Origin of the sequence: Aquitalea sp. ASV11 (assembly GCF_016429185.1) — a bacterium.
Classification (GTDB): Bacteria; Pseudomonadota; Gammaproteobacteria; order Burkholderiales; family Chromobacteriaceae; genus Aquitalea; species Aquitalea pelogenes.
On sequence record NZ_JAELUD010000062.1, the window covers coordinates 1 to 23,142 of the forward strand.

General features: G+C 61.0%; 25 protein-coding genes. 12 read left to right on the plus strand and 13 right to left on the minus strand.

Going from position 1 to position 23,142, the window contains the following annotated elements; genetic code table 11:
* The coding region (locus JHD62_RS22645) for a hypothetical protein (RefSeq protein WP_233161030.1) at window positions 1-207 on the plus strand (207 nt) is incomplete at its 5' end.
* A gap of 99 nt (window positions 208-306) precedes the next feature.
* Window positions 307-642 (plus strand): rhodanese-like domain-containing protein, encoded by a 336-nt coding sequence (locus tag JHD62_RS16760; protein WP_045846335.1) that lies wholly within the window; start codon window positions 307-309, stop codon window positions 640-642.
* A gap of 18 nt (window positions 643-660) precedes the next feature.
* Here the strand turns inward: JHD62_RS16760 and JHD62_RS16765 are convergent, their stop codons facing one another.
* The gene (locus JHD62_RS16765) at window positions 661-1,377 is read right to left on the minus strand and encodes a pseudouridine synthase (protein WP_045846334.1); all 717 of its coding nucleotides are present in this window, start codon (window positions 1,375-1,377) and stop codon (window positions 661-663) included.
* Window positions 1,378-1,496: 119 nt separating this feature from the next.
* On the opposite strand from JHD62_RS16765, the gene JHD62_RS16770 reads away from it, so the two are divergent.
* Window positions 1,497-2,477: an FUSC family protein gene (locus JHD62_RS16770; RefSeq protein ID WP_199103858.1), complete on the plus strand. Its 981-nt coding sequence runs from the start codon at window positions 1,497-1,499 to the stop codon at window positions 2,475-2,477.
* Here the strand turns inward: JHD62_RS16770 and JHD62_RS16775 are convergent.
* Together JHD62_RS16775 and JHD62_RS16780 are read right to left on the minus strand one after the other, a co-directional pair.
* Window positions 2,459-4,393 carry a diguanylate cyclase gene (locus JHD62_RS16775; protein WP_199103859.1) on the minus strand — a complete coding sequence of 645 codons (1,935 nt, stop codon included), beginning with the start codon at window positions 4,391-4,393 and terminating at the stop codon, window positions 2,459-2,461. The genes JHD62_RS16770 and JHD62_RS16775 overlap by 19 nt on opposite strands.
* A gap of 200 nt (window positions 4,394-4,593) precedes the next feature.
* The gene (locus JHD62_RS16780) at window positions 4,594-5,514 is read right to left on the minus strand and encodes a sensor domain-containing diguanylate cyclase (protein WP_199103860.1); all 921 of its coding nucleotides are present in this window, start codon (window positions 5,512-5,514) and stop codon (window positions 4,594-4,596) included.
* 162 nt (window positions 5,515-5,676) lie between these two features.
* On the opposite strand from JHD62_RS16780, the gene JHD62_RS16785 reads away from it, so the two are divergent.
* Window positions 5,677-6,270 carry a TetR/AcrR family transcriptional regulator gene (locus JHD62_RS16785; protein ID WP_199103861.1) on the plus strand — a complete coding sequence of 198 codons (594 nt, stop codon included), beginning with the start codon at window positions 5,677-5,679 and terminating at the stop codon, window positions 6,268-6,270.
* On the opposite strand, the gene JHD62_RS16790 is transcribed toward JHD62_RS16785, so the two are convergent.
* On the minus strand, window positions 6,246-6,965 hold the full coding sequence (locus tag JHD62_RS16790; RefSeq protein WP_199103862.1) for an ABC transporter substrate-binding protein: 720 nt from the start codon (window positions 6,963-6,965) through the stop codon (window positions 6,246-6,248). The two genes, JHD62_RS16785 and JHD62_RS16790, sit on opposite strands and share 25 nt — an antisense overlap.
* A gap of 323 nt (window positions 6,966-7,288) precedes the next feature.
* Window positions 7,289-8,749: a DEAD/DEAH box helicase gene (locus JHD62_RS16795; RefSeq protein WP_199103863.1), complete on the minus strand. Its 1,461-nt coding sequence runs from the start codon at window positions 8,747-8,749 to the stop codon at window positions 7,289-7,291.
* Window positions 8,750-9,001: 252 nt separating this feature from the next.
* Here JHD62_RS16795 and JHD62_RS16800 point away from each other — a divergent pair, with 252 nt between their 5' ends.
* Both JHD62_RS16800 and JHD62_RS16805 read left to right on the plus strand, forming a co-directional pair.
* On the plus strand, window positions 9,002-9,691 hold the full coding sequence (locus JHD62_RS16800; RefSeq protein ID WP_199103864.1) for an MliC family protein: 690 nt from the start codon (window positions 9,002-9,004) through the stop codon (window positions 9,689-9,691).
* Between the two features lie 72 nt (window positions 9,692-9,763).
* Window positions 9,764-10,309 carry a YaeQ family protein gene (locus tag JHD62_RS16805; protein ID WP_199103865.1) on the plus strand — a complete coding sequence of 182 codons (546 nt, stop codon included), beginning with the start codon at window positions 9,764-9,766 and terminating at the stop codon, window positions 10,307-10,309.
* A gap of 13 nt (window positions 10,310-10,322) precedes the next feature.
* Here the strand turns inward: JHD62_RS16805 and JHD62_RS16810 are convergent, their stop codons facing one another.
* The 3 genes from JHD62_RS16810 to JHD62_RS16820 form a co-directional block, all read right to left on the minus strand.
* Window positions 10,323-10,922: an FMN-binding negative transcriptional regulator gene (locus tag JHD62_RS16810; RefSeq protein ID WP_199103866.1), complete on the minus strand. Its 600-nt coding sequence runs from the start codon at window positions 10,920-10,922 to the stop codon at window positions 10,323-10,325.
* A gap of 58 nt (window positions 10,923-10,980) precedes the next feature.
* Complete coding sequence (locus JHD62_RS16815; protein ID WP_199103867.1) at window positions 10,981-11,412, minus strand: carboxymuconolactone decarboxylase family protein; 432 nt, start codon at window positions 11,410-11,412, stop codon at window positions 10,981-10,983.
* 112 nt (window positions 11,413-11,524) lie between these two features.
* Window positions 11,525-12,151 (minus strand): LysE/ArgO family amino acid transporter, encoded by a 627-nt coding sequence (locus JHD62_RS16820; protein WP_199103868.1) that lies wholly within the window; start codon window positions 12,149-12,151, stop codon window positions 11,525-11,527.
* Window positions 12,152-12,284: 133 nt separating this feature from the next.
* Between JHD62_RS16820 and JHD62_RS16825 the strand changes: the two genes are divergently transcribed.
* The 3 genes from JHD62_RS16825 (at window position 12,285) to JHD62_RS16835 (ending at window position 13,878) form a co-directional block, all read left to right on the plus strand.
* Complete coding sequence (locus JHD62_RS16825; RefSeq protein ID WP_045846325.1) at window positions 12,285-12,728, plus strand: Lrp/AsnC family transcriptional regulator; 444 nt, start codon at window positions 12,285-12,287, stop codon at window positions 12,726-12,728.
* Window positions 12,729-12,803: 75 nt separating this feature from the next.
* Window positions 12,804-13,343: a GNAT family N-acetyltransferase gene (locus JHD62_RS16830; RefSeq protein ID WP_199103869.1), complete on the plus strand. Its 540-nt coding sequence runs from the start codon at window positions 12,804-12,806 to the stop codon at window positions 13,341-13,343.
* Between the two features lie 37 nt (window positions 13,344-13,380).
* Window positions 13,381-13,878 carry a M48 family metallopeptidase gene (locus JHD62_RS16835; RefSeq protein ID WP_045846323.1) on the plus strand — a complete coding sequence of 166 codons (498 nt, stop codon included), beginning with the start codon at window positions 13,381-13,383 and terminating at the stop codon, window positions 13,876-13,878.
* Window positions 13,879-13,895: 17 nt separating this feature from the next.
* Here JHD62_RS16835 and JHD62_RS16840 read toward each other — a convergent pair whose 3' ends face one another.
* The 3 genes from JHD62_RS16840 to JHD62_RS16850 all read right to left on the minus strand — a co-directional run bounded on the left by JHD62_RS16840 (window position 13,896) and on the right by JHD62_RS16850 (window position 17,184).
* Entirely contained in the window at window positions 13,896-14,852 is a 957-nt protein-coding gene (locus tag JHD62_RS16840) for an alpha/beta hydrolase (RefSeq protein WP_062789572.1), read from the minus strand.
* 99 nt (window positions 14,853-14,951) lie between these two features.
* A complete protein-coding gene (locus JHD62_RS16845; protein ID WP_233161032.1) occupies window positions 14,952-16,202 on the minus strand; it encodes an MFS transporter in 1,251 nt (416 codons plus the stop codon).
* A gap of 103 nt (window positions 16,203-16,305) precedes the next feature.
* Window positions 16,306-17,184 (minus strand): HD domain-containing phosphohydrolase, encoded by an 879-nt coding sequence (locus tag JHD62_RS16850; RefSeq protein ID WP_199103870.1) that lies wholly within the window; start codon window positions 17,182-17,184, stop codon window positions 16,306-16,308.
* Window positions 17,185-17,335: 151 nt separating this feature from the next.
* Between JHD62_RS16850 and JHD62_RS16855 the strand changes: the two genes are divergently transcribed.
* Complete coding sequence (locus JHD62_RS16855; protein WP_199103871.1) at window positions 17,336-18,352, plus strand: class I SAM-dependent rRNA methyltransferase; 1,017 nt, start codon at window positions 17,336-17,338, stop codon at window positions 18,350-18,352.
* Between the two features lie 240 nt (window positions 18,353-18,592).
* Window positions 18,593-20,458 carry an ABC transporter ATP-binding protein gene (locus JHD62_RS16860; protein WP_199103872.1) on the plus strand — a complete coding sequence of 622 codons (1,866 nt, stop codon included), beginning with the start codon at window positions 18,593-18,595 and terminating at the stop codon, window positions 20,456-20,458.
* A 68-nt stretch (window positions 20,459-20,526) separates the two neighbouring features.
* Here JHD62_RS16860 and JHD62_RS16865 read toward each other — a convergent pair whose 3' ends face one another.
* Window positions 20,527-20,742: a YdcH family protein gene (locus JHD62_RS16865; RefSeq protein ID WP_045846319.1), complete on the minus strand. Its 216-nt coding sequence runs from the start codon at window positions 20,740-20,742 to the stop codon at window positions 20,527-20,529.
* A 262-nt stretch (window positions 20,743-21,004) separates the two neighbouring features.
* Between JHD62_RS16865 and JHD62_RS16870 the strand changes: the two genes are divergently transcribed.
* Window positions 21,005-22,135, plus strand: a complete 1,131-nt coding sequence (locus JHD62_RS16870) for a diguanylate cyclase (protein ID WP_199103873.1) — start codon at window positions 21,005-21,007, stop codon at window positions 22,133-22,135.
* On the opposite strand, the gene JHD62_RS16875 is transcribed toward JHD62_RS16870, so the two are convergent.
* Window positions 22,123-23,142: vitamin B12 dependent-methionine synthase activation domain-containing protein (locus tag JHD62_RS16875; protein WP_304506256.1), on the minus strand; the 1,020-nt coding region annotated here is incomplete at its 5' end. The genes JHD62_RS16870 and JHD62_RS16875 overlap by 13 nt on opposite strands.

The window sequence follows — 23,142 nt, forward strand, 5'->3', positions numbered from 1 at the left end:
GAGTTGGCTTGGGAGTTGGCTTGGGAGTTGGCTTGGGAGTTGGCTTGGGAGTTGGCTTGGGAGTTGGCTTGGGAGTTGGCTTGGGAGTTGGCTTGGGAGTTGGCTTGGGAGTTGGCTTGGGAGTTGGCTTGGGAGTTGGGCCTGACACTGCGCATGCCCTGTGCATGCAGAAAAACGGGCGTTTGGAATAAAGCGCTGACTAGGTAATTGCCACAATGCGCTTTATGGCAAAGGCATGCAAAACTGCAATATGGAACAAGAACGTGCCTGCTGTTCAGATAGCACGGTCAGGAGACAGGCAAGATCATGAAACATCTATTTGGTGCACTGCTTGGTGGCGTGACTGCTGCGGCATTCGCACACCGCTTGCTGAGCGGCTCCAGCAGACTGGTGATTGATGTCAGCTCGAGCGAGGAGTTTCATGCCGAGCATATTCCGGGCGCACGTTCACTCCCGCTGGAACAGCTGGAACAACAGGCTGCCAGCACCATTCCGACACCGGAAACCCCGTTCACCCTGTATTGCCGCACCGGCGAGCGCGCCAGGCTGGCCGCCGCCCGCTTGCGCAGCCTTGGCTACACCCATATCGAGAGTGTCAGCGGCATGCACGAAGCCATGCAGAAGCTGCACCAGCTGTTGTAAACGCGCGCGCTGTTGAACCTATTTGTCTGGACCAAAGCCGAAACTGGCCAGTTCATCCGCTTCCAGGTAGCGCCACTGCCCTTCGTCCAGATCACCCAACACGACTGAACCCACGCTCAGTCGGTGCAAATCCATCACCCGGTTACCTGCCGCAGCCACCATGCGCTTCACCTGATGATATTTGCCCTGGGTGATGGTCATGCGGATGGTGATTTCATCGACCACCTCGACCTGGTCTGCCGCAATCTTTTCGTTGTCGTCCTTGAGAAACACCCCGGCCAGCAGATGCCGTACCAGATCGTCCACCACCGGATGCTTGAGGGTTACTTCATAGCACTTGGGCACATGGCGCTTGGGCGAGCTCAGGGCATGCACAAACTGGCCGTCATTGGTCAGCAGCAGCAGGCCGGTCGTGTCGACATCCAGTCGTCCGACTGCTGATATGCCCAAATTGCCAAATTGCCAGGGCAGCAAGGTATACACACTGGGATGGTGCATGGGCTTGTGCGAGGTTTCATAGCCATCCGGCTTGTGCAGCAGGATATAAATGGCACCATCCTGCAATGGCCACGGTTCGCCATCGACCACCAGTTCTTCGATGTCGGCGGGCAAGTATTCCTGGCGGTAGTCCTCGGCCACTTCGCCATTGATTTCCACCAAACCGTATTCCACCAGCTTGCGGCATTCCTTGCGGCTGCCGAAGCCCTGCTGTTGCAATAATCTGTAGAGTTCCATGGCGAAATGTTAGCACGCCCCCCGCCCGCCGGCATGGCTACCGCCCGGCCATGACCCGTTCCGCAGGCTTGCCTATGATGGAACAGTCGCCATCCCACCAACCTGCGGGGACAGCCCTGATGACTTTTCCACGCCTGGCCCTGCGCGGCCTTGCCACCATTCGCCATGTACGCTTCCGGCTACTGTACGCGCTGAGCACCAGCACGCTGCTGTTTGTTCCGGCCATGCTGTTTGCCCTCAGCGATCAACCCGCCAGCTGGATTTTTCCGTTCACGCTGAGCGCAGCCTATTCGATGATGATCGTGCTGCTGGCCAAGCGCCTGAGTCTGTACTCCCTCGCGGGCTTGCCGGCCATGCAATGGCTGGGTCAGGCCTGTATCGGCAAGGAATGGCTGATGCTGCCAGTGCTGGCGGGCATGCTGTTGATCATGGCACTAGTATCGCGGCATGGCTTGCACAAGGGCATGCAGTTCTGGCTATTCAGCCTGCTGCTGGCCAATATGATGCCCGCGTCCACACTGCCCACCGGGCAACATGCGTTGCTGGCGTTTTGCGGTGCGGTTTACGGCCTGTTGTTAGGCCATTACGGACTGGCGGACTGGCACCGGGTGTTACCGGGTGCCGCGCGCGATGATGTCCGGCGCTATGCCTGGCACTTGCTGTTGTGCGGATGTCTGGCATGGCTGGCCGGGGGGCGATGGCATCTGCCCCATACCTGGTGGCTGCCGGTGCTGGTGGTCGGCATTATCGATCCCTCGCCACAGCGCATGTTATGGCTGGTGAAGGAGCGGGTATACGGCACCTTGCTGGGTGGCGTGCTGGCGGCACTGCTGGCCTGGTGGCAGCCGCCACCGGCCATCCACATGCTGATCATGTGTCTGGTTCTCACCACGGCGCTGATGCTGATGCAACGCAGCTTTCGCGGGTTTATTGCCGGGCTTACGCTGCTGGTGCTTTCCGTCATGCCGGTGGCACAGGTGCAGCATGGCGTGGTGGAGCGAGTGGCCGATACCTTGCTGGTGGGTGTGCTGCTGGGCAGCCTGGCCTGGTGGTTGGAAATAGGCGTCAGGCAGCAGCTGGTTCAAAACAGGGCTGGCTGACTCGACCCTGCCAGACACACCCGGTCGCGGCCTTGTGCCTTGGCCTGATACAGGGCGGCATCCGCAGCCTGTATCAGGCTGGCCGGGTCCTCTCCATGCAGCGGGCAAACCGACAAGCCGATGGACAGGGTAATGTGCAACTGTTGCCCCAGCGCCTGGATGGGCAATTGCCGCACGTCGGCACAGAGTTGCTCGGCCTTTTCACTGGCCACGTCCAGCGCCATTCCCGGCATCAGGATGCAGAACTCCTCGCCACCATAACGGCATACCACGTCGCCACTACGGAAACGGTCACGCAGGAAGGCTCCCAGCGCCGCCAATACGGCATCACCGCAGGGGTGGCCGTGATTGTCATTGATGCGCTTGAAATGATCGGCATCCACCATCATCACCGCCACCGTGCCATTGAGTGCCAGCATATGCGCCAGCAGGCGCGGCAGGATTTCATCCAGATAACGGCGGTTGAACAGGCCAGTCAGCGGGTCGCGCCGCACCTGTTCGCGCAGGCCGACATGCATGGATTCGATTTCCGCCACATGCTGGCGCAAGGCGTCGTTTGCCTCGTGCAGGCTGTGTTCCAGCCGCTTGCGTTCACTGATGTCGTTGATGCCGCTGATGACATACAGCGATTGGTCGCTATGTACCAGCGAACAGGAAATCAGTGCCCAGAACTGACGGCCATGCGCGTCGTGCAAGCGGACTTCATGATCGCGTACCGCACCCTCGCCATGCAGCAGCCGCGACACCTGTTTGCGTGCTTCCTGATCGATATAGAAATCCTGCACCCGGCGGCTCGTGCCATTGAGCTGGCACTGGAACAGGCTTTCCGCCTGCGCATTGGCATAAATCAGTGCGCCACCATCCAGATGACTCATCACCAGCGGGAAGGGGGATGCGTCGGCCATCAGCTTCAGCCGGGCTTCGCTTTGAGCCAGTTGCCGGGTGCGCTCTGCCACCTTGGCTTCCAGTGTCTGGTTGGAACGGCGCAGCCAGTCCTCGGCATGGCGCCGTTCGGCCACCAGTGCACCAAACACCAGCAAACCCAGCGACTGCACCAGTAACAACATGCCGGCAGTAGCGATGCCACTTAGCCCGGGGTCCTGATACGCCGCGCCGTTATGCAGCAGCACGCCGACAAAGGCCAGCACCACTACGACTGCGTGCAGGCAATAAGCCAGCGCCAGACGACAGCGAAACGCCACCCACATCAAGGCAATCAGAAACAATGGCCACAGCGACGCCGCCACACCGTGGCGGAAATCAGCCCAGATGAACTCTACCAGTGCCAGGCTCAGGGTGCTGAGGCTGAGCAAGGCAGTTTCCAGCCAGCCGGCTGGATTGAGCTGCTGTTTGCGGTAAGACGCATGGCTGAGAAACAGCAAGGCAGGCGTCAGTGCCAGAATGCCATTGACCTCACCCAGCCAGCGGGAAAACAGCCACGACCAGTGCGATTCGGCTGAGGGCAACAAGGAGGGGGTAACAAGCAGATAAGCCGGCAGGCTGGCCAGCAGGGTGTTGGCCAGTACGCCACACCACAGGAACATCAGTACACCACTCAAGCGGTGAAATGGCGGCTCCTGCCCACTGTGCACACGCAGGAACTGCCCGGCCAGCAAGGCTGCCACGGTTTGCCCAGCAGCCATGCCCACCGCGAGCAGCACATGTTGCGGCAATAACCATGTCAGACCCAGGCAAAGACCCAGCAGCAAGCCGGGCCAGCAAGACCAGCCGCGCAACATGACCTGCGCCAGACAGAAACCGGCCGGCAGCCACAAGGGCGGGGCCAGCCTGCCAAAGTCCACCGAGTAAGGCAAACAGACCGACAACCATGTCAGCAGCCACAATGAAAGGGCCTGCCACAGGGCTTGTTTCGCCCGTGTCAGCCAGGGCTGTGCAGATTTGCCAGATGAGAACACGGTTTCTCCCATGCCGCGGCGAAAGACGAAACCTTATCCGTCGTTTGTAGTGCGGTATGGGCAGCAAGAATAGCCAAGACATCGGGATAAATCCATGCTTTCCTGCGTGTCCAAGCCCTTGTGTGGTAACGATTTGACACTGGAAGCGTTACAGCCATCAGCACCTGGGGTGTGGCGGCAAAAATGACGGCATGCCACTGCTAGAGGCTGATTTCCACCCGGTTACGGCCAAGTTTCTTGGCAGCGTAAAGTGCCTCGTCTGCACGGTGCAAAATGTCATCCAGGGTCTTGTCCCCGGCACCGAGCATGGCCAGACCCACGCTGAGCGTGACGCAGGCTGCCGCAGGCAAGCTGGCGGCCTGGCACGCGCCATCCAGCATGGCCTGTATCCGGTGTATCACCTGCAAGGCTTCATGTTGACTGGTTTCAGGCAACAGCAGGCCGAATTCTTCGCCCCCCAGCCTGCCGGCAATATCACTTTCACGTATTCCCTGACTCAGGACACGGCCCACTACACGGAGCAAACTGTCACCCATCTGGTGGCCAAAGCGGTCGTTCACCTGCTTGAAGTGATCCAGGTCCAGCATCACCACACTGAGCGGCGTTGACTGCCGCTGCGCCAGGTGCAGGTATTTGTTACCCAGTTCGGCAAACATCCGTCGATTGGGCAGGCCGGTGAGCTCGTCGGTAACCGCCAGCAGATACAGTGCATCCTGCACGCTGTGCCAGTGCGTGACATCCCGTTCGATGGCGACAAAATGGCTGACCACCCCGTTGTCGTCATGCAGCGGCATGATGCTCATTTCCACCCAGTAGCTGCGTCCGGACTTGTGATAATTGAGCAGTTGCATGCGTAGCGGACGCCCCAGCTCCAGCCCCGCACGGATATCGTGCAGCATCGCCGGGTCGGTTTGCGGCCCTTGCAGGAAGCGTGGATTGCGACCCAGGATTTCTGACTTTTCGTAGCCGCACAGTTGGCAAAATGCCTGATTGACGTAGACGATTTTCGGCCCGGGAGCATGGTATGGGGCCGCTTCAGTCACCATGATGGCATCGCTGGCATGTTCGACGATAAGGCGGAAATCCCTGAGCTTGAGCACCATCTGGACACTCCTGGACATGTGCGTGAGTCCTGACGCTTAGGAATAGAAACCCATCCGACCTAAAGCAAGCCATCCTGTCACTTGGGACAAGTTTATTGTTAAGCGCTATCTTGCTGATTCACATGGCAATTATTTATATTATGTCCATAATATAAAGATCATCCGGCTTAAGAATTCAGCATGCGTTACGACAAACAACACAAAACCGCCATCCGCCAGCGCATTCTGGACATGGCAACACTACGCTTCCGTTCCGAAGGCATTGCCGCAGTTGGCATTGCCAACCTGATGGCAGATCTGGGCCTGACCCATGGCGGCTTTTACTGGCATTTCAAGGACAAGGAAGACCTGGTGGCGCAAGCCTGCCAGCAGGCCATGCAATCTGTCGATCAGCAATGGCAGCAACAGATGCAGCTGGCAACACCTGGCAGCAAACGCCTGTCGGTGGCGCAACATTATCTGAGCATCCAGCATCGGGACTTCCCGGACACCGGCTGCGTGGCCGCCGCACTGGCCGGCGAACTCAGTCGGCATACACCGGCCACACGTCAGGCCTTCACCACCAGCCTGCAACAACAGCTGGCAACCCTGGCAAGCGCCGCCGGACAGGATGGTGATTCCGATACCACACCCCTGACGCCCTGCGCCCAGCTCAGCCTGATGGTGGGTGCCATGCTGCTGGCACGGGCGGTGACCGACCCGGCACTATCCGGCCAGTTGCTGGCGGAAGCCGAAGCGCTGATCGCCCATCATTCCGGCTCAGCAGCCGGTTGAGCACTGCGCAGGCAGGCTTGTCGGGTTTCCTGCACCAGACGTGCCAGTTCACCGCTGCGCTGTATGGCCAGCAAACCGCGGTTGAAACGGTCAATCAGCTCGGCACCATGCGGATGCTTTTTCCAGATGACCACATGCAGCGGTGCCCGCCAGAAGGGCTGGGAATGCTGCAGTTTTGCAGCCTCGGCGCGGGAGAAGTGACGACCTAGCAGAAACAGGCCGACTTCTTCTTCAATGGGAAACAGGTCGATACGCCGCGCCAGCAGCTTGCGGAAGTTGCTCAGGTCGTCGGCGGCACCGTCGGTATGCAACACCCCCTGACGCACCAGCCGGTCGAATTCATCCGAGTAATAGTTGCCAATGGTGATGCCGATACGCATGCCGGACAGCTCGGCCAGCTGTTTCCAGCTCACCACATGGCTGCGCTGCTGGAAAAACACCATGCGCGCGGAAAGAACCGGTTTGGTATACAGCAGGTCTTGCAGACGGTCCGGACTGGGAGCCCACCCCAGGCTGCCATCCACCATGCCGTTGCGGGCCGATTGCAGACTGCGGTTATTGGGCATGAAACGGTAACGGACTGTCACGCCGCTGCGGGCAAAGGCAGCGCTCACCACGCGGGACAAAATGCCATTATCCGGCAAATTGGTGCCGATATAAGGCGGCCAGTCATCGGCACTGAGCACAATGGCCATCTTATCTGCAGGCAAGGAGGAAGAACGCTGGGCATGCGCCAGCCCCGGCATGCCGCACAAGACGGCAGCACAAGGCCCAAGCCAGACCAGCCATCGGGCTTTACGCCACCAAGGGGCTGCACATGCTGCAATCATGTCCTGCTCCGTATCAGGAGTACTTGACCACCGACAGCCTTGTGCCGGACCTCCCCGCGCTAGCCGGGATATGCCTTTGTTTATGATGGAAAAATGGCCCGGCTATCGATCCATCAGGATACGAGTCCGGGCCATGGACAGCAAACATGGGCAGCGTGCAGCAAGTGCCGCTGCCATGTCCTGTCAGTTTAGCGCTTGCCCGGCGAGAGCAAGGCCGAAACCTGGCGCGCAGGCTGGCTGCGACGTTGCTGCGTCTGGCCAGCGGCAGGCTTGGCGGCTTGTGCTTGACGCGTGCCCTGCGGCTGAGCCGCTGCCGGCTTGTTGCGCGGTGTGTTGCCCGTCGGGCTGCGATGACCATGGCCGGTAGGCTTGGCTTGCTGCTCGTGGCGCGGCTTGCTACCACCCTGGCCCTGGCGGGCACCCTGCCCCTGACGGCCACCGCCACCCTGACCACGGCCACCACGGCCACTGTTGCCACCCATCGGAATGGGTTCCGGCTTCACGTTCAGGTCGGCTTCAAAGCCGGGCACGGTAAAGCGGGCGATGGATTGCTTGGTCAGCTTCTCGATGTCACGCAGGAAATTGAATTCATCGACGCACACCAGCGATACCGCTTCGCCCGGACTGCCGGCTCGGCCGGTACGGCCGATACGGTGTACATAGTCTTCCGGCACATTGGGCAACTCGAAGTTGACCACGTGCGGCAGCTGGTCGATATCCAGGCCGCGGGCGGCGATATCAGTGGCCACCAGCACTTGCAGGGTGGAATTCTTGAAGTCGGCCAGCGCGCGGGTACGGGCATTCTGGCTCTTGTTGCCGTGAATGGCTGCCGCCGGAATGCCGATCTTGTCCAGTTTTTCCGCCAGACGGTTGGCACCGTGCTTGGTACGGGTAAACACCAGCACCTGATACCAGTTGTGATCGCGGATCAGCTTGATCAGCAGATCGGTCTTCTTGTCGCGGTCCACCAGATGCACGCGCTGGTCCACCAGCTCGTTGGTAGTGTTGCGGCGCGCCACTTCCACCAGCTTGGGTTGATCCAGCAGCTTGTCGGCCAGCGTCTTGATTTCGTCAGAAAAAGTAGCCGAGAACAGCAGGTTCTGCCGCTTGGCCGGCAACAGAGCCAGCACCTTGCGGATGTCGTGGATGAAGCCCATGTCCAGCATGCGGTCGGCCTCGTCCAGCACCAGGATTTCCACGGCAGACAAGTCCAGCGTGCGCTGGCTGACATGGTCGAGCAGGCGGCCCGGCGTGGCTACCAGAATATCCACCGGCTTGCGCAAGGCGGCAATCTGCGGGTTGATGCCGACACCGCCAAACATCACCATGGATTTGAGCGGCAGGTATTTACCGTATTCGCGCACCGACTCTTCCACCTGGGCGGCCAGTTCACGCGTGGGGGTCAGCACCAGCGCGCGCGGTTTGCCCGCCTGACGCGACGGTTTGCCCATCAGCAATTGCAGCAAAGGCAGGGTGAAACCGGCGGTCTTGCCGGTACCGGTTTGCGCGGCGGCCAGCAAATCGCCACCCTTGAGCACCTGCGGAATGGCTTGGGCCTGGATGGGGGTGGGCACGGTGTAACCGGTATCGGCCACGGCACGCAACAAATCCTGGGCCAGGCCAAGGTCAGCAAAGCTTAAATCGGACATACAACACTCCTGCGACTGCCTGATCGCAGTAAGCGACACCAATCTAGGCTGACGGTAAACAATTGAATTGAATGCGGGTGGCCGCGGGATGAGGCCTGCATTGTGCGCCGATTGGCAAGACGCGAAAGCGGGCGAGTTTACAGACAATTGCCCATGCTGGGAAATCATCCTGCGGAATGATGCAGCAGGACGGGGCTGCACGTGGCACAATACCACATGCTCAAATTCCGTCCCGTACCCATTGCAATCTGCTTGCTGCTGCTTGCACCCGGCCTGGCGCATGCCCTGAATGGTTCGCATTCGCTTGGTACCGGACAGGACCGTAGCGGAGGCCGTGGCAACATCAGCAGCACCCGCACGCCACCCGCCGCGGTGACGCCGCCGATTGCCACCATTGCGGCCACCGAATTTGACTGCAACAAGCCGGCCAACCCCATGGAAACCATGCTGTGCCAGGATGAAGGCCTGATCCGGCTGGGCAACCGGCTGGACAAGGTATACACCCAGGCCATGGACAAGGCACGCCAGACGCCGGCAGGCGCGCTGAGCGTCAGCAAGCTGCAACAGGAGCAGCGCCACTGGGCGCACAACCTGAAGGACTGCATGAAGAACGACAACCCCCATATGTGTCTGGGGGATACCTACATCCTGCGCATTACCGAACTGCAGGCCAGCTGGGAACTGGCGCCCTCGCTGACCCCGCTGCATTATCTGTGCGGCGGTGGCGGCAACAACGACGTGCTGGCCACTTTTTACCGTACCAAACCCGCCACCGCGCGGCTGGTACGTGGCAAGAGCCAGGCCATCCTGCACCAGCAGGAACTGGTCACCGGCGGTGCCCGCTACGCCGGTCAGAATGTCGAATTCACCATCCGCGGCAAGGAAGCCAGCATCAACTGGAAAGGCGAAAGCCTGCTGTGCATCAGCCAGCCTGAACAATAAGTCCATACTCCTGCACCGGCCGGCAGCCGCACCGGACCATGTGCAGCCAACATTGCAACCCGGATATCACTCATGGCCCTTACCGCCACCATTTACAAAGCCGGTCTGTCGATTTCCGACATGGACCGCGGCTATTACGCCAGCCATAACCTGACCCTGGCACAACACCCGTCCGAAACCGTGGAGCGCCTGATGGTGCGCCTGGTTGCTTTTGTGCTCAATGCCAGCGAAACCCTCAGCTTTACCCGTGGCCTGAGTGCCGATGACGAGGCCGAGCTGTGGCAGAAGAATTACAGCGACGAAATCGAACTGTGGATAGAACTGGGCGAACCGGATGAAAAGCGGCTGAAGAAAGCCTGTAGCCGCGCCGACAAGGTGGTGTTGTATACCTACGGTGGTCGTTCCAGCGAAGTATGGTGGCCGCAAATCGAAAACAAGCTGGCCAAGCTGGACAAGCTCAGCGTCTACCGCATCAGCACCGCCACGCAGGCCGAACTGGCCGAGCTGTGCCAACGCGGCATGCAACTGACCGCCACCGTGCAGGATGGCCAACTATGGCTGGCCGATGAAAGCCGTAACGTGCTGGTGGAAGTGGAAGCCCTGAAAGTGCCGCACTAAACCATTCAATCCATCAAGGCCGTGGCATGGCGGCGGCCAGCTGCCGTGCCGCCTCGTCGCCCTCTTCCAGCGCCTGGATCACCCCCTGCCGGTCTTGCGGCAGCCGGTTCTGGCTCAGCTTGGCCTTGACCTCCCAACGCGTCACCGGCAAACGAAAACCCACAATGCCGCGCTGCATGGCGTCCATCGCCCCAGGCGGCATGGCATCGGTACTCCAGCCATCCGGGCCTTCAAAATGACGCGCCAGCTGACTTAACAGTTCACCCAGCTGCGCGCCGTCCACCGGTTCTGCCCGGCCATGGGCATGTGCCACCCGGTAATTCCAGGTAGGCACCATGCCATCGGACACATACCAGCGCGGTGACACATAGCCATGCGCACCGGCAAACACCGCCACGCTGTCTTGTGCAAACAGCACCCCGGCATGCGGATTGGCCCGCGCCAGATGGCCCAGCAGGCAATCAGGATGTTGCGGATCAGGCAACAGCACCACATGGCTGATCCACAGTTCGTCTGCCGCCGGGGTAATCAGGGTGGCCAGCGGATTATCCGCCATCACGCGCGCGGCATACTCAGCTTCGGCACGAAAAGCAGACGGGCAATACAGGCTCATCGCAATACTCCATCAACACGATTGATCAAGGGCCAATCCGGTTCACCGCCCGGTGCCGCTACTGGCGCATGGCAATGGCCAGCCGGTTCAGTGCATTCATGCTGGCGATGGCCATGGTCAGGTCGCAGATTTCCTGAGCGTTGAAGTGTTCCAGCAACGGGGTATACGCCGCGTCATCAGCCTGTGTGCCGGCAATCAGCGTCACCGACTCGGCCCAGGCCAGCGCAGCCCTCTCCCGCGCACTGAAGTGCGGACTCAGTCGCCAGCCGGCCAGCGTGTCCAGCCGCGCCGCAGTTTCGCCGCCGCTGCGCAGCGCCCGGCTGTGCATGTCCAGACAAAACGCGCAGCCATTGATCTGCGAAACCCGCAGGTAAACCAGCTCTACCAGATTGCGCCCGAGCGGGCTTTCAGCCAGTTGTTGCTTGATGGCACGCAGATGCTGCAAGGCAGGGGCGGACAGCTCGATATAGGGCAGGCGCAAATTCGACATATTGGTGACTCCTCAACTGGACCAGCCCATTATCCGGGCAATGAGCGGCTCCATCACAGAGCCAATCATGCTTATTTGAAAGGAACCAATCTGTCGGCAGCACCCGGCGGTTTCAGTGCGGCCATGCCTGCCACAACATCCAGCCGGCCATGCCCAGCAGCAACAGGCCACAGCCACGGTCCAGCCATTGCCTGCCACGCGGTCCCACCCGCCGCAATACGCTGCCCAGACCAAACGCCAGCACACACCACCACAATGCCGAGCCGGCCACCACACCCAGCACCATCACCCAGGCCTCAGCCGCCCCGGGCCGGGCATGGCCGGACAAGCTGGAAAAAACCGCCACGAAGGACAAGATGGTCATCGGATTACCCAGTGTCAGCGCCAGGGTGGAGGCATAGGCCCGTAGCAGACTGGCAGCCACACTGCCGCCTGTGTCTGCCTCCGGCCGGACAGAACGCCCAAGCATGCCCACTGCCATCCAGGCCAGAAACAGGCTGCCCGCCAGCGACAGCGGCAGGGCCAATGCCGTCAGCTGGCTGATCAACACCGTCATCCCCATCGCCCCCAGCATGGCGTAAATGCCATCCGCCGTGGCGGCCCCAAGACCGGTGGCCAAGCCCATCCACGCTCCCTGCTGCAAGGTGCGCTCAATACATAGCAGGCCGATGGGGCCTACCGGTGCGGCAATAGCCACCCCCACCAGCATGGCCTGGACAAACAGTTCTGCAAGCAACATGGTATTTCCTCCGGTTGATGCAGATAGTCTGCCCAGCCACATCCGTCCTGCACATGCTGTTTTTCAGGCCAAATACCAATCAGAGCTGATAAATTAAGGCAATTCCCCTTGATGTCAGCAAAAGAGGTACAGCATGGAAATAGACAGCAAGTCATGGAAGATTCTGGAGTGCCTGCAACAGGACGCACGGCTGTCGCTCACCGAGCTGGCGCGGGCCGTGGAAATGTCAGTGCCGGCGGTATCCGAACGGGTGCGGCGGCTGGAGGAGTCCGGCGTGATTCAGGGCTATCATGCGCGGCTGGCACCGCAAAAGGCCGGTTATACCTTGTCGGCCATGGTGGGCATCACCGTGCCGCAGCCCTACAAGAAGAAGCTGCTGGACTTGCTGGGCAGCATGCCGGAAGTGATGGAATGTCATCACGTCACCGGTGCCGACTCCTACCTGTTCCGACTGCTGGCGCGCGATGTGGCGCATCTGGAAGCCCTGGTGGCACGGGTGAACCATCTGGGCGAAACCCGCACCTCCATCATCCTGTCTACCCCCATCAGCCAGCAAGCCTTGCGTCAACCACGTTAATTTGTATGTAAACCGAACCTTAATGTCATCTGCCTGTCGTAAAATCCCAAGATCCACACCCCTCTGACACGCTCCATGACTTCGCTGACCTTGCGCCCTGCCACTTTCGACGACGCCGCACTGATTGCCCGGCTGCATACCGAAAGCTGGCAAAACAGCTATCGCAAAATCCTGTCCGACGACTATCTGGACCATGTCGCCCCGACGGAACGCCACACCATGTGGACCCGCCGCTTTCACTACGACAATCACCTGTGGGTACAACTGGCCTTGTGGGATAGTGAGCCGGTAGGTTTTGTCTGCCTGCTGCCCGATGGCGAAACCGAGCGCGGCCTGTTGCTGGACAATCTGCATGTGCTGCCGGGTCAGCAAGGCCGTGGCGTGGGGCGCACCCTGTTACTGGCTGCCGCCGCCGAGGCGCATCGCCTGCAAGCCGGCACCCCCATGCACTTGTGGGTGTACGAAGCCAATAGCGATGCCCGCCGCTTCTACAACCGCATGGGTGGGGAAATGGTAGACCGCGAAAGTGTGCTGGCTCCGGATGGCAGCAAGGCCGTTGCGCTGTGCTACCGCTGGAAGCAGCCGGCACTGCTGGCCGGCAGCGTGGCAGCCTGATCCGCCGCAGCCGCCAGCGCTTTGCTACACTGGCGGCATGTCTGCCCTCAAATATCTGCTGCATTACCCGCCCGCCCTGCTTGCCCAGGTTCAGGCCCGTCTGGATGATGGCAGCCTCGGCCAGTGGCTGGCGGCCCGTTACCCCGCCAGCCATCAGGTACAAAGCGATAATGCGCTGTACCAGTATGTCAGCGCGCTCAAGCAGCGTTACCTGAAGAATGCCCCGGCGCCCACCAAGGTGCTGTTCGACAACCAGCAGCATCCGGTCAAGGGCACGCTGGGCACCAATACCCAGATTTCCCGCATACAAGGCGGCAAGCTCAAGGCCAAGCATGAAATCCGCATTGCCAGCCTGTTCCGCGACGCGCCAGAGCCGTTTTTGCGCATGATCGTGGTGCACGAACTGGCCCATCTGCGCGAAAAGAACCACGACAAGGCCTTCTACCAGCTGTGTTGCCATATGGAACCGGACTACCACCAGCTGGAGTTCGACACCCGGCTATGGCTCACCCTGCGCGAACTGCCGCAGGGCTGAGCATGCCGCAAGGCGGCTCAGGCCTCCACCTGCGCCAGCTGGCGCGCAAGGAAACCGGCAATGTGCTGGTAAGTGCGGGCGCACTCGTCGGCGACCAGCTGCTCCATGTTCAGGAAGGCATGGATCAGGTCATCAAAATGCAGGTGCTCGCACACCACGCCTGCGGCCTGCAGCTTGTCCAGATAACGTAGCGCTTCGTCGCGCAGCGGGTCGAAACCGGCCGATACCACCAGGGTGGCCGGCATGCGCGGCGTCACGGTCATGTGCAGCGGGGACGCTGCCAGCCGGTCCTCTCCACGCTGGAAATAATTGTCGAAATACCAGGCAATGCGGTCGCTGTTGAGGAAATAGCCTTCGCCATTCTCGGTAATCGACGGCAGGCTCATGCTGTAGTCCAGACTGGGATAAATCAGTATCTGGGCGGCAATCTGCAAGGCGGTATCGTGCTGCGAACGCGCACTGACGGTGGCAGCCAGGGCCGCCCCGGCTGAATCGCCCGCCAGGGCCAGTTGCCGCACAAACGGCAGGCCACGGGCATCCAGTGCGGCAAACACGCCACGCGCAGCGGCATAAGCATCGTGCAATGCCGCCGGATAAGGGTTCTCCGGTGCCAGCCTGTATTCCGGCACCACCACCACGCAACCGGTAGCGGCTGCCAGCCTGCGGCTGATGGGGTCATACACGCTGACACTGCCCGCGGTATGGCCGCCGCCGTGCAAGAACAACAAGACCGGGCGCGCCTCGTCCGGTGCCGGATGATAAATGCGCACCGGCACGCTGTAATCGCGGCCGTGAACGATTTCATCATTCACCCAGGCAATATCGGGACCGGGGCTCACCAGTGTGCGGGTGACATTGGCCAGGGCCTCGCGGGCACCGATGGCGGTAGGTTTGTAGCCGCTGTCCTGCAAACGGCGAATAAGCTGGTTCAATTGCGACAACCAGTCAGTCAGCTTTGGGCTGACAGCATGCATGGCACTTCTCCTGAGTCGGGTGCTGAGTCGGTCTGATAGCGTATCAGGCCGACATTAATATACCAAAGTCATGAATGATGCCAGCATGCGCGGCGCGCGTCAGGGTGCCAGTTGGTCGCGCTGTGCCAGTTGTGGAAACCAGCGCATCCACAGCACCACCACCAGCAAGGTCCCCACACCACCCAGCACCACGGCCGGAACCGCCCCCAGCCAGGCCGCCGTCACACCGGACTCGAATTCACCAAGCTGGTTTGAGGCACCAATGAACAGGGAGTTCACCGAATTGACGCGGCCACGCATGTCATCCGGTGTTTCCAGCTGCACCAGCGTGCCGCGGATCACCACGCTGATGACATCGGCCGAACCCAGCAGCATCAGCGCCAGCAAGGACAGCGGGAAGCTGCTGGACAGGCCGAACAGGATGGTGGCGAAGCCAAACACCGCCACCGCCGCAAACATGATGTGACCGGAGCGCCGCCTGATGGGGTGGCGCATCAGCCAGGCTGACATCAGCAAGGCCCCGGCCGCCGGTGCCGAGCGCAACAGGCCCAGACCCCAGGGGCCGGTCAGCAGGATGTCGCGGGCAAAAATGGGCAACAGTGCCGTGGCCCCGCCCAGCAGCACGGCAAACAGGTCCAGCGATATCGCCCCCAGGATGTCCGGACGGCTGCGGATGAAACGCACCCCCATCAGCAGGGAATCCAGCGACACGCGCTGGCCGGTGGGCAACACCCGGCTGGAAGGCAGCAGGCTGACCAGAAGCAGGCAGGCGAGGAAACTGGCGGCAGACAAGCCATAAGTCAGTTCCGCCCCCAGCGCATACAGAAAACCGCCCAGTGCGGGGGCGATGATGGTGGCGGCCTCATTGGCCGAGGCTGCCATGGCAATGGCCTGCCCCAGCAGGCGCGGCGGCACGATATTGGGCAACAAGGACTGCATGGCCGGCATGTCGAAGGCACGGCAGCAGCCCACCACCACCGACAGGGCAAAGATCAGCCCGCGGCTGACCTGCCAGCCCGCGCCCAGATTACCCAGCAGCAGCACGCTTGCCGCCACCGCCTGTATGGCCAGACTGACAGCCACCACCCGCCGCCGGTCGAAACGGTCGGACACCGCGCCGGTCACCAGCACCAGCAGCACCCGTGGCAAAAACTGCAACAGGCCGACCAGGCCCAGGTCCAGCGCACTGCCGGTCAGTGCATACACCTGCCAGCCAATGGCCACGGTAAGAATTTGAAAACCGGCCGTCAGCAATACACGGGCCAACCAGAAATGCCAGAAAGGGCGGCAATGCCGCAAGGATGCAGACGCGTCGTTCATGGAAGCAGTAAAGACGGCCGGAATGGCCATGACAAAGAACTCAAGCCTACCGGCTAAACGCCTGTAACTCTAGCCTTACACCCCGCGCTTAACACTTGCTGACACAATCCTCCGGCACGGCATGCGGCGCAGCTCAGGCAAACAGCCGCGCCAGCCAGCCGGTCTGGCGCACCGGCTGCAAGCAGGCGGATGCCTCCTGCACCAGCTCGGCCACCAGTTCGTGGTCCACCACCGGCCGTTGCACCTGCAAGGGGTCCTGCTCTCCGGTGGGGGCAAGTGCCAGTCCCGACCCTTGCCGGTGCAGGCGATAACCGCCGCCACAGGAGGGGCAATGCACGGTATCGCCATCCTGCATGCGCCGCGGGATGGCGATGATGGGACCGCAGGCCTGGCATTGCTGCAACGGAATGCCTGCTTCGCTGTGACCGACGATGTGTTCCAGCTTGCCGGCCTGGCCCAGCGCAATGAAGTGCTCGCCGCAAGTGCGGTCGAACTGGCTGCCCAGATTTTCACGAATGATGTCCAGCGCCCGCGCAATCGGCATGCCTGCCCGGTAGGGACGGTGGCTGGTCATGGCGTCAAAGGCATCGGCAATGCCGACAATGCGCGCCACCATGGGAATGGCATCGCCGATGAGGCCAGCCGGATAGCCTCGGCCATCCGGGGTTTCGTGATGCATCAGCACCGCTTCCATGGCCAGGGCGGCCAGCGGATGCTCACGCAGCAAATCCGCCCCCTGCTGCGGATGGGTCTTGATCACCGCATACTCGTCGTCAGTCAGACGGTCGCGCTTGTTGAGAATGGCATCGGGTACGCCAATCTTGCCCAGATCATGCAGAAAACCACCCAGCATGATACGCAGCACCTCGCCGCGCGCCAGCCCCATTTCCTGCGCCAGCAGGCCGGAGAAACGCGACACCCGCCATAAATGGCCACCGGTATAGGCGTCACGGGTTTCCACCATCATGGCCATGGTGTAGAGGGTTTTGAGTAATTCCTGCGCTGCCTGCATGCTCTGCTCCGCAAAATGGCCACACACTGGCCGTGATCTGGCTGTCTGTCATGGGTCGAGCCAGCCAATGAATTCTTACAGCTTAGTGCTAATTTTGAGGCATGCCCCCCGAGGGCTTACAATTGCCCTCATTCCAGAAAGAAAGCCCCTCATGTCCCACACCCTGAGCACCCTGCTGCAAGCCGCCGCCGATCGCCGCAACGAGCTTGTCAGCCGCCTGCTGGCAGAAGATACCAATAGCTACCGCCTGTTTCATGGCAGTGTGGAAGGGGTATCCGGCCTGACCATAGACCGCTATGGCGATTTGCTGCTGGTGCAGAGCTTCCACCAGTCGCTGAGCGACGATGAGCTGGATGAAATCCGCCAGTTTTACGCCGCCAGCCTGCCTGAACTGCAACTGGTCTACAACGACCGCAGCAATGCCAACTCGCGCATCAGCAATACCCTGAGCCTGGCGGAACAGGCCGTGGCCGAAGAAAACCGCGTGGCACACGAGCTGGGCATCCGTTATCACATCCGCGCCCGCCACAGCGGCCAGGACCCGTGGCTGTTCCTCGACCTGCGCGCCGGTCGCCGTCGTGTGATGCAGCTGGCTGAAGGCAAGAGCGTGCTCAACCTGTTTGCCTACACCTGCGGTGTGGGCCTGGCTGCGGCCAAAGGCGGTGCCAGCTTCGTGATGAATGTGGATTTTGCCGAATCCAGCCTGGCCGTGGGCCGCGCCAATGCCAAGCTCAACAGCCTGACTACCCGCCCGCGTTGCGTGCAAAGTGATGCCTTTGCCGCCCTGCGCCAGCTGTCCGGCATCGGCCAGCCCAAGATGGTACGCGGCAAGAAAATGCCGCCCTTCCCCACGCTGGAAGCGCGCCAGTTCGATGTGGTCTTCCTCGACCCGCCGCGCTACGCCAAGAGCCCCTTCGGCGTGGTGGACCTGATCAACGACTACCAGGCCCTGTTCAAGCCTGCGCTGTTGTGCACCGCGCCGGGCGGGGTGCTGATCTGCTGCAATAACGTGGCCCAGGTGGATGGCAATGCCTGGCTGGAAGCGCTCAAACGCAGTGCCGAAAAGGCCGGCCGTCCGATTCAGGCGGTGGAGTGGATTACCCCGGAAGAAGACTTCCCCAGCCTGGATGGCCAGCATCCGCTCAAGATCGTGCAGCTACACGTTTGATCGCCTGACCAGGCACAACGCCTTGCCCACCCGGCAAGGCGTTTTTGTTTGTCCCGCACCCTTGCCACGCTTGCCGGCAACCATGCCATAAACATATTACTTCTTGCCAATCCGGCTGCCCGGCTGACCTTCCCCGCCGTCTGCCATGCAAAAAAAGCATTGCTGATTGCTTCGCTTCAAGCTAAGGTCATACACCCATACAACCTCAACGGACCCCATGTCCGGACAAGGACGATCTTTATGTTTTCCTGGTTTGAAAAACGGGTGGAAGTCTACCCGGATACTCCTCCCGTACAGCCTCCCAAGGGCTTCTTTCCTTTTGTCTGGTCCGCCACCAGCGGCATGCGCCCCTACATCCTGTGCATGACCCTGCTGACAGCGACCATTGGTGCCTTTGAAGCACTGCTGTTTTCCATGCTGGGCTCGGTGGTGGACTGGCTAAGCCATGTGGCGCCCTCCCGCCTGTGGACGCAGGAACGCGAGCATTTGCTGCTGCTGGGCGGCATTTTGCTGGCCAGTCCGCTGCTGATTGCCTTGCAGGCCATGTTCAAATACCAAAGCCTGTTCGGCAATTTCCCCATGCGGCTGCGTTGGCAGTTCCACCGCCATCTGCTGGGGCAAAGCATGAGCTTTTATCAGGACGAATTTGCCGGGCGGGTAGCCGCCAAGGTGATGCAGACCGCGCTGGCGGTACGCGATACCGTGCTGATCATCACCGACATCCTGGTATTCGTGGTGATCTACTTCATCACCATGGTGGCCGTGGTGGGCAGTTTCGATCGCGTCCTGCTGCTGCCCTTTGTCGGCTGGCTGCTGCTGTATGTCGCCACCCTGGCCTTTTTTGTGCCACGGCTGGGCAAGGCGTCCACGCGCCAGGCTGATGCCCGTTCCTTGATGACCGGCCGGGTGACCGATGCCTACACCAATATCGCCACGGTGAAGCTGTTTTCCCAGGGCCAGCGTGAGGCCGCCTTCACCAAGAGCGCCATGCAGGAATTCATGCAGACGGCCTATGGCCAGATGCGGCTGGTCAGCGGCTTTGAAATCGTCAACCACATCCTGAGCATGGGGCTGATTGCCAGCACCGCCGGTGCCACCCTGTGGCTGTGGACCCAGGGCGAAGTCGGCATTGGCGCGGTGGCCGCAGCCACCGCCATGGCCTTGCGCCTGAATGGCGTATCGCACTGGATCATGTGGGAAATGTCCAGCCTGTTCGAGAACATCGGCACCGTGCATGACGGCATCAGCACCCTGTCGCGCCCGGTGGCCATTGTGGACCGCCCGGATGCCCGCGCCTTGGAGGTGACCCGCGGCGAAGTACGGTTCGAGCAGGTGCGGTTTTCCTATGGTGGCGAGCGCACCATCGTGGACGGGCTGAACCTCACCATCCGCCCGGGTGAGAAAATCGGTCTGGTCGGGCGCAGCGGCGCGGGCAAGTCCACCATCGTCAACCTGATGTTGCGGTTTTACGATGTCGAGCATGGCCGCATCCTGATTGACGGCCAGGATATTGCCGCCGTCACCCAGGACAGCCTGCGGGCGCAAATCGGCATGGTGACGCAAGACACCTCGCTGCTGCACCGCTCGGTACGCGACAACCTGCTGTATGGCAGGCCGGATGCCAGCGACGCAGACATGATCCATGCCGCGCGCCAGGCGGAAGCGCATGACTTCATCCAGTCGCTGACCGACCCCAAGGGAAGGCGCGGCTACGATGCCCATGTCGGTGAGCGCGGCGTGAAACTGTCCGGTGGCCAGCGCCAGCGGGTGGCCATTGCGCGGGTGATGCTGAAAGACGCGCCCATCCTGCTGCTGGACGAAGCCACCAGCGCGCTGGATTCGGAAGTGGAAGCCGCCATCCAGGGCAGCCTGTACCGGCTGATGGAAGGCAAGACGGTGATTGCCATTGCACACCGCCTGTCCACCATTGCCGCCATGGACCGCCTGATCGTACTGGACCAGGGCCGGGTGGTGGAAGAAGGCGACCACGCCAGCCTGCTGGCCAAAGGCGGGCTGTATGCCCGGCTGTGGGCGCACCAGAGTGGCGGATTCCTGGGTGAGGATGCCGACGAGGATATTCGCCCCGGCGAGCTTGACCCAGCCTGATGCTGCCTTGGGGCAACAAACAAAAACCCGCCAGTTGGCGGGTTTTTCGTTTATTGCCTGTGTGGTGATCAGGCATCAGCCTTTTTCAGGATCACGTACAACTCGTCCTTGAGCTTGAGCTTTTCCTTCTTCAGCACTTCCACATCGAACTGGCTGCCCTTTTCAATGCCGGCCTCGATGTTCTTGATGGTCTGGTCCAATTCATTGTGCTTGTTGAACAAGCGGCTGAAGTGGTCGTCTTCGGTTTTCAGTTTGCTGATCAGTTCACGGAATTCTGGAAACATCGGCTTCTCCTGGTGGGTGTCCTGGGTGGCGTCATGCCACCTGATTACGATTTCATGCTAGACCCGGTGCCGGCCGGCTTTCTTGATCCAGAGCAGATGCGCGGCAGACATCTGCATTGTGCCCGCCCATGCCGGCAACGCAAGTCGGCACGGTGTGACTTCCTGCACCTATGTCCAGTCGACCACCTCTGTGCAAGCAGCCACGATGCTGCGATGCCCTTCACCAGCACCATTACCGTGTACCCATTCACAAGGAGATCTCATGCCTCACGACCAGGCAGACGGTGCCGATTTCCTGCATCAGTCCTTTCTTGAATTGCGCCCCATCGCGGTATACCTGCAAATGCTCGGCGTATTCGCCTGGCTGGTCTCACTGCTGTTCAGTCACCGCTACCGGCAAATCGACAGCCTCAATTCGGTACTGGTGTTGCTGATCATGCTGGCTGGCATTCTGCTATCCTGGCTGGCCAGTCATCACCGTACCCTGCTGCTGGGTATGTTGCTCAATCTGGCAGGCCTGACACTGGGTTTCAGGCTCAATATGCTGATTGTCACCGACCCGGCCCCATGGGCAATTTCCATTGCGGTGTGCATCACCCTCACCATGGCGCCGGTGTTTCATCGCACACCGGCCTTCCTACTGGCCAGCACAGGTATCTGGCTGGTCTTGCTGCAAGGCACACAAGGGGATTTACGACTGTGGGCCCAGGACTCCTGGCTGGTCTTGCTGGTCTTCATCTGTACCACTTCCGGCCTGATGCTCAACATCCTGTTCCGCCGCCTTCGGCTGCGTGACTTCACCTTGCGCCGCGAACTGGAAGCCCTGGCCTTTCAGGATGCCCTGACCGGCATCGACAACCGGCGCAGTCTGCTGGAGAAGTTGCAAGCCTGGTACCCGGCCCAGATGGGACATTTCCTGATGGTGGATATTGATGACTTCAAAAGCGTCAATGACGATTTTGGTCACGATGTCGGCGACCAGGTATTGCAAGAGGTGGCCACCGTGCTGAGCCGGCATCCGGAGGTATCGCTATGCGGACGGCTGGGCGGGGAGGAGTTCGGCCTGTTCACCCGCCTGACCGACCATGGCCAGGTGCACGCATTGGCCTGCCAGCTCATCCAGCAGGTCAATCAATGCCATATCCAGCAACGCCAGCTGTCCATCAGCGTTGGCATCGTCAGCATGGACGGACGCATCGGGCTGAGTGCCGCGCTGCGGGAAGCCGACCGGGCCTTGTATCAGGCCAAGCGCCATGGCAAGAACCGTCATGTCTTTGCCATGACCGCCGAATACACCGTACCTCAGCTGGCAACACAAGCCAGGATGGAGGCAAAGAAAAAGCCGCCCCAAGGCGGCTTGTCGGTGACTCGTTCGGACTCTCAGGCGTCATAACCCAGATTGGGTGCCAGATCCCGCTCAGCCTGCTCCAGCGTCACACCGCGGCGCTGGGCATAGCTGGTAACCTGATCCTTTTCCACCTTGCCCACGCCAAAGTAGCGCGACTCCGGATGGCTGAAGTAGAAGCCGGACACGGCCGCAGTGGGCAGCATGGCATAGCCTTCGGTCAGGGTCATGCCGATGCCCGGTGCATCCAGCAAGGCGAACAGCTCCTTCTTCACCGTGTGGTCCGGGCAGGCAGGATAGCCCGGTGCCGGGCGGATGCCGCGATATTTCTCGTCGATCAAGGCTTCATTGTCCAGTGCCTCGTCGGCGGCATAGCCCCAGAACTCGCGGCGCACGCGCTGGTGCATCAGCTCGGCAAAGGCTTCGGCCAGACGGTCGGCCAGCGCCTTGAGCAGAATGGCGGAGTAGTCGTCATTGGCCTCTTCAAATCGCTTCACATGCGGCTCGATGCCAATGCCGGCGGTAACTGCAAAAGCGCCAATGTAGTCTTCCACGCCGCTGTCTGCCGGGGCAATGTAATCGGCCAGTGCCCAGTTGGGCTTGCCGTCCGCCTTGGGCAGCTGCTGACGCAGGCCCACCCAGGTCATCTGGCTGGCGCTGCCGTCCACGCTGCGGATGTCGATATCGTCATCATTCACCGTAGCGGCCGGGAACAGGCCGATCACCGCATTGGCGGCGAGCCAGTTTTCGCTGATGATTTGCGAGAGCATGGTCTGTGCATCGGCGTACAGGCTGCGGGCCGATTCGCCGACGATTTCGTCGTCCAGAATGCGCGGGAAGCGTCCAGCCAGCTCCCAGCTCTGGAAAAAGGGCGTCCAGTCGATGAAGGCGGCAATCTCGACCAGCGGGTAGTTTTCGAAGCGGCGCACACCCAGCCACTGCGGCTTGGGCGGGGTGTAACTGGCCCAGTCGGTAGCCTGCTTGTTGGCACGCGCGGCCTCCAGGCTCACCACCTTGCGGCTGGCCTTGTTGGCATGGCCTTCGCGGGCACGCTG

What these genes read in the sequence shown, in the direction of transcription:
- JHD62_RS16760 (WP_045846335.1), top strand. Translation starts at nt 307, where the DNA reads ATGAAACATCTATTTGGTGCACTGCTTGGTGGCGTGACTGCTGCGGCA.
- JHD62_RS16765 (WP_045846334.1), bottom strand. Translation starts at nt 1,377, where the DNA reads ATGGAACTCTACAGATTATTGCAACAGCAGGGCTTCGGCAGCCGCAAG.
- JHD62_RS16770 (WP_199103858.1), top strand. Translation starts at nt 1,497, where the DNA reads ATGACTTTTCCACGCCTGGCCCTGCGCGGCCTTGCCACCATTCGCCAT.
- JHD62_RS16780 (WP_199103860.1), bottom strand. Translation starts at nt 5,514, where the DNA reads ATGTCCAGGAGTGTCCAGATGGTGCTCAAGCTCAGGGATTTCCGCCTT.
- JHD62_RS16785 (WP_199103861.1), top strand. Translation starts at nt 5,677, where the DNA reads ATGCGTTACGACAAACAACACAAAACCGCCATCCGCCAGCGCATTCTG.
- JHD62_RS16790 (WP_199103862.1), bottom strand. Translation starts at nt 6,965, where the DNA reads ATGGCCATTGTGCTCAGTGCCGATGACTGGCCGCCTTATATCGGCACC.
- JHD62_RS16795 (WP_199103863.1), bottom strand. Translation starts at nt 8,749, where the DNA reads ATGTCCGATTTAAGCTTTGCTGACCTTGGCCTGGCCCAGGATTTGTTG.
- JHD62_RS16805 (WP_199103865.1), top strand. Translation starts at nt 9,764, where the DNA reads ATGGCCCTTACCGCCACCATTTACAAAGCCGGTCTGTCGATTTCCGAC.
- JHD62_RS16810 (WP_199103866.1), bottom strand. Translation starts at nt 10,922, where the DNA reads ATGAGCCTGTATTGCCCGTCTGCTTTTCGTGCCGAAGCTGAGTATGCC.
- JHD62_RS16815 (WP_199103867.1), bottom strand. Translation starts at nt 11,412, where the DNA reads ATGTCGAATTTGCGCCTGCCCTATATCGAGCTGTCCGCCCCTGCCTTG.
- JHD62_RS16820 (WP_199103868.1), bottom strand. Translation starts at nt 12,151, where the DNA reads ATGTTGCTTGCAGAACTGTTTGTCCAGGCCATGCTGGTGGGGGTGGCT.
- JHD62_RS16825 (WP_045846325.1), top strand. Translation starts at nt 12,285, where the DNA reads ATGGAAATAGACAGCAAGTCATGGAAGATTCTGGAGTGCCTGCAACAG.
- JHD62_RS16830 (WP_199103869.1), top strand. Translation starts at nt 12,804, where the DNA reads ATGACTTCGCTGACCTTGCGCCCTGCCACTTTCGACGACGCCGCACTG.
- JHD62_RS16835 (WP_045846323.1), top strand. Translation starts at nt 13,381, where the DNA reads ATGTCTGCCCTCAAATATCTGCTGCATTACCCGCCCGCCCTGCTTGCC.
- JHD62_RS16840 (WP_062789572.1), bottom strand. Translation starts at nt 14,852, where the DNA reads ATGCATGCTGTCAGCCCAAAGCTGACTGACTGGTTGTCGCAATTGAAC.
- JHD62_RS16845 (WP_233161032.1), bottom strand. Translation starts at nt 16,202, where the DNA reads ATGGCCATTCCGGCCGTCTTTACTGCTTCCATGAACGACGCGTCTGCA.
- JHD62_RS16850 (WP_199103870.1), bottom strand. Translation starts at nt 17,184, where the DNA reads ATGCAGGCAGCGCAGGAATTACTCAAAACCCTCTACACCATGGCCATG.
- JHD62_RS16855 (WP_199103871.1), top strand. Translation starts at nt 17,336, where the DNA reads ATGTCCCACACCCTGAGCACCCTGCTGCAAGCCGCCGCCGATCGCCGC.
- JHD62_RS16860 (WP_199103872.1), top strand. Translation starts at nt 18,593, where the DNA reads ATGTTTTCCTGGTTTGAAAAACGGGTGGAAGTCTACCCGGATACTCCT.
- JHD62_RS16865 (WP_045846319.1), bottom strand. Translation starts at nt 20,742, where the DNA reads ATGTTTCCAGAATTCCGTGAACTGATCAGCAAACTGAAAACCGAAGAC.
- JHD62_RS16870 (WP_199103873.1), top strand. Translation starts at nt 21,005, where the DNA reads ATGCCTCACGACCAGGCAGACGGTGCCGATTTCCTGCATCAGTCCTTT.